The 4,525-nt window shown below is 55.6% G+C and carries 2 protein-coding genes; both read left to right on the top strand.

Annotated elements, in window-relative coordinates; all coding sequences use genetic code 11:
• The first annotated feature begins 146 nt into the window (after nt 1-146).
• Entirely contained in the window at nt 147-749 is a 603-nt protein-coding gene (locus tag AC2FPW_RS20920) for a recombinase family protein (protein WP_496815240.1), read from the top strand.
• Nucleotides 750-857: 108 nt separating this feature from the next.
• The gene (locus tag AC2FPW_RS20915; RefSeq protein WP_496815239.1) at nt 858-4,214 is read left to right on the top strand and encodes a DEAD/DEAH box helicase; all 3,357 of its coding nucleotides are present in this window, start codon (nt 858-860) and stop codon (nt 4,212-4,214) included.
• Nucleotides 4,215-4,525: the final 311 nt, after the last annotated feature.

Below are 4,525 nucleotides of genomic sequence, written 5' to 3'. Positions count from 1 at the left end.
TCACAGAGCCCGTAGGATAAGTCCGTCCGGGGAAAGGGGAACTGCGCTCAAAATCCGATTTGTGCAACAGAGCCGTTTGACGGCCCCGTATTTTGTTGTCCGACAATATGGCTTGACAACGGGATGGCGGACAAGATGATTGACGGATGGAAAAACGGACAAAGACTGCAGAGTTGTACGCCCCAGTCGGATACGCGCGCATCTCAACGGCCGATCAATCGCTGGCCCCACAGATCGACGCGCTCAAGGCTGCCGGTTGCGGGGAGATATTTGAAGATTGCGTCTCTGGTGCCAAAACGGATCGGCCAGGATTAAATGAAGCGCTCGATCACCTGCGTTCCGGCGACACGCTGATCGACTGGAAGCTCGACCGTCTCGGGCGCAGCATGAGCCACCTGATTGATACGATTCGCGATCTTGACCAGCGCGGCATCGGGTTCAGGTCTCTGACTGAAGGCATCGACACGACAACGAGCGGGGGTACCCTCGTCTTTCATCTGTTCGGCGCCCTTGCCCAGTTCGAACGCGACCTCATCCGCGAGAGGACCCGCGCTGGCCTGAGCGCCGCTGCCGCGCGCGGACGAAAAGGCGGACGCAAGGCTGTCGTCACCGCTGAAAAACTGAAGCGAGCGAAAATGCTGATCGAAAGAGGCCTGACGGTTCGTGAAGCCGCCGCCCGCATAAAAGTCGGCAAAACCGCTCTTTACGAGGTTCTCAAGTCGGAGACTTCGCGAGGCGAACATCGCTAAGAAGGAGAGAGGAAAGCCTGAGAAATACCTGTAAGAGGCGCATTTCACGGCGCCTGCCTCGCACCGGTTGGCTTTTTCTTTGGGCGCGTATAGCGTGCGGTTTTGCAGATGCGGGCTTTGGTCGAGACGAACTGGATGGACTTTCAAAAACAGTTTGACAGCAGGACCCTGGAAAGGGCGCATGACTATGTGAGTAAGGGTTATGTCGGGGAGTTGATCGGCTCACCTCAAAACAGGCTTCTTTCAGAGGTGCGAAATAGGTCCGGAGTTGTTTATCACCAACGCATAAAAATAATGCCAGGGGGCGCGATAGACGGGGACTGCTCATGCCCTGTGGGATACAATTGCAAACATGTGGCTGCAGCGCTGATCACTTGGGCAGGGCGTGGCACGCATATCTTGCCTGGCACACCTCAAATACCGCGCCAGATGCAAACGTGGATAGCCCGCACCAATGAACTCGCCCTTAATGGCGATAAGCAAAACTCCAGGTCAGATGAAGAGCGACCTGAGGACTATCCGCCGAAGACCAAAGAACGGCTTCTTTATGTTCTGGAGCGCAGCAGTGGTGCGCTGTCAGTTTCAATCTGGAAGGGGCGGATAAACGCGCAAGGCACGGGGCTGAATGCCTCAATGCAGCGCTACAATATTTTGCAAAACTTACGCTCGTCCATTCCCAAGTTTATTCGGCCTGTTGACCTTACCCTTGTTTCAGAGCTGGCTCAGGCCAAACTGATAGTTGGGCAATACAGCTATGGGAGCTACACGGATATCCCCGAAGTGCTGCGCCGGCCACCTGCTGTCGGGGCGGACCTGATTGCCCGGATATGCAAAACGGAACGTTGTTTTGCGAATAACAATACAAAATGCAAACTGGTTTGGTCGGAAAAAAGCCGCTCGGCAGATTTGACGTGGAATATACAGTCGTCGGGGACGCAGCGATTGGGGTTTGCTGCGGGCGAAGCCCTACGGGTTGGGGCAGACATGATCTGGATGGATGTCGATGCAGGTACAATAGGACGCTTTGCAGGGAATATATCACCAGATATTATACGACTGGTTGATCAAAGCCCTGACCTTGATCCGGGTGATCTGCCGTTGATTGCCAAAGCTCTGCCCGAGCGCCTCGGATCACTGCCGTTACCAAAACCAGTTCCCGTTAAACAGATCACGCGAGTGCCTAAAAACCGGGTTGCAAAACTGAAACTCGATGTGGCCAAAACCCGGTCGCAAGGATGGTATCGCGAACCTGTCCTAAGTTTACCAACGCTGACTTTGCTGTTTGATTATGACGGAACTGACGTTGACTTTGGGGATTTTGCCTCCCCCCAATTCGTCAGCGGCAATGAGGTAATCACATTAGAACGCGATGGCGCATGGGAGGAGTGCTGTTATCAACGCCTGGCAGACGCAGGGGCCATCCCGCCTTTTGAAGGGGATTTCACACCCAGCGACAAGATGCTGGATGCGGATCTGGTCTTTCCCGAGGTCCCTTCACGCGATGCGATGCGTTTTACCTTCGATGTCCTGCCACAGTTGCGCTCCGAAGGATGGCAGATTACCGAAAATCCCAAATGGCCATACCGGCTATCTACCGCTGAGGCACAGCTGTTTGTATCGACCCAAGCCGAGGCCGGCGAGGGTTTTCAGGGGCATGATTGGTTTTCCTTTGGCTTTCAGGCCAAAATAGGCGCAAAAAATCACGACATCGCCCCTATGATAGCTGCTTTTCTGGAGCAGATTGCAGACCGTTACGACCCGCAAGCGCTACCTGATCTGGATACATTCACCCAGGATCTGGATTGTCGCCCGGTCTATGTTGATCTGGGCAAAGAAGGTTATGCGGAGGTGTCCCTCGCCCCGATCGCAGGCGTTTTACATCTGTTTTTGCGCCAGGAGGCGGAAAGGCGCCACCTGCATCCGACCGACGCACCTCTGGTTGCTGCAGTGCAGGACGCGCTCAACGGTAGCGATGCGCGCTTCGCTGATAATGCAGGGATTTTGCCACTCGCTCACGCTTTGCAGGCTCTAACCGCTCAAGACGACTTTATATCACCTGAAGGCCTCAAAGCCGAGCTCAGACCCTATCAGGCCTATGGCGCCGATTGGATGGGGCGGATCACCGAAGCCGGGTTTGGCGGCGTTCTGGCCGATGACATGGGGCTGGGAAAAACACTGCAAACCCTGACCACTTTGCAAGCGCGTCGAGGCCGCGGACCGTCACTTTTGGTGGCACCGACCAGCTTGTTGCATAACTGGCAAAGCCAAGCAGCACAGTTCACACCAGAATTGCGTCTGCTGACACTGCATGGACTGAAACGACGGGAATTAACCGGGCAAATCCCCGATGCAGATCTTGTGCTGACCACCTATCCGCTGCTGTCGCGCGATCAGGATATCCTGTCTGCGCAAGAATGGGATCTGATTATCGTGGACGAGGCGCAGACGCTCAAAAACCCCGCTTCGCAAATGGCCAAAGCCCTGCGCCTACTCTCCTGCTCTGGCCGATTGGCACTCACCGGCACACCGATCGAGAACTCCTTGCAAGACCTCTGGACGCTCTTTGACTGGGTGGTGCCGGGGTTGTTGGGCAATCGCAAAACCTTTGTGTCTCTGTTTCGCACCCCGATCGAAAAGCACGCAGATGCGCAGGCGCAGGCACGGCTGAATCGGCGGATTCGGCCTTTTTTGCTGCGACGCACCAAAGAAGAAGTAGCCTCCGAATTGCCACCCCGTACGGAAATTACTCATTACATTGATCTCCCCAAGCCGCAGCAGGCGCTTTATGAAACCGTGCGCGCCTCAATGGATGCGCGGGTTCGCGATGCGGTCCAGGCACGTGGGCTGAACGGGGCACAGATCACCATTCTTGATGCGCTCTTGAAACTGCGACAGGTCTGCTGTGATCCCGACCTAGTCAAATCCGAGGTCGCGCGCTCGGTCACCGAAAGCGCCAAGCGCGCCCGCCTGCTAGAACTGCTGATCGAAACTACTGCCGAACATCGCCGCGTTCTCGTCTTCTCGCAGTTTACGACCATGCTGGATCTGATTGCCAGAGACCTCGACGAACTGGGCATCCCCTATGTCATGTTAACAGGTCAAACCAAAGACCGGGCAGCCGTACTGGATGCATTCCAGAGCGGGGCAGCGCCTGTCTTTCTGCTAAGCCTCAAAGCAGGTGGTGTTGGTCTGACCTTGACTGAGGCGGACACAGTGCTGCTCTATGACCCTTGGTGGAATCCGGCAGTCGAGCGTCAGGCCATGGATCGTGCGCACCGTATCGGTCAGGACAAACCGGTTTTTGTACATAGGCTTGTGGTCAAAGGAACCGTCGAAGAGAAAATTCTGGCACTGCAAGCCAAAAAACAAGCTCTCGCCGATGCACTTCTATCCAATCCCGAAACAACCACAAACAGCCTGTTTGACGAACAGACCCTGCAAGATCTTTTCGCGCCGCTGACGTGAGTAAGCTCACCGCGCCAACCAAAAAAACCTATTCAAGTTCCCCAGCCAAAATTATTGCAGGACGGAATTCTAAAATCCTGTGGGACCCCACGTACCTTTATGCCGATGGACCCGCCTATGGGCGCGTGACCGCGTGCTAGGCTTCAGCCGGCAGACCGGCTTACGCCCCGAACCAACCACGTGCGAACTCCCTTTGACCCGGGTGGCGCCGGAATCTGTCTCTCTGAGCCAGCTTGCGCAATCCGGACGTATTCGGCCGGTCAATCCGACAGCATCCGGCCACCCATTCCGATTTGATCCGGCCACCGATT

The organism is Ruegeria sp. SATB027 (assembly GCF_059613825.1).
The sequence above is the reverse complement of the archived record's forward strand: the minus strand, read 5'-3'. Positions and strand labels throughout refer to the sequence as shown.

Coding starts and splice junctions, on each gene's coding strand:
- AC2FPW_RS20920 (WP_496815240.1), top strand. CDS start 147: ATGGAAAAACGGACAAAGACTGCAGAGTTGTACGCCCCAGTCGGATAC.
- AC2FPW_RS20915 (WP_496815239.1), top strand. CDS start 858: ATGCGGGCTTTGGTCGAGACGAACTGGATGGACTTTCAAAAACAGTTT.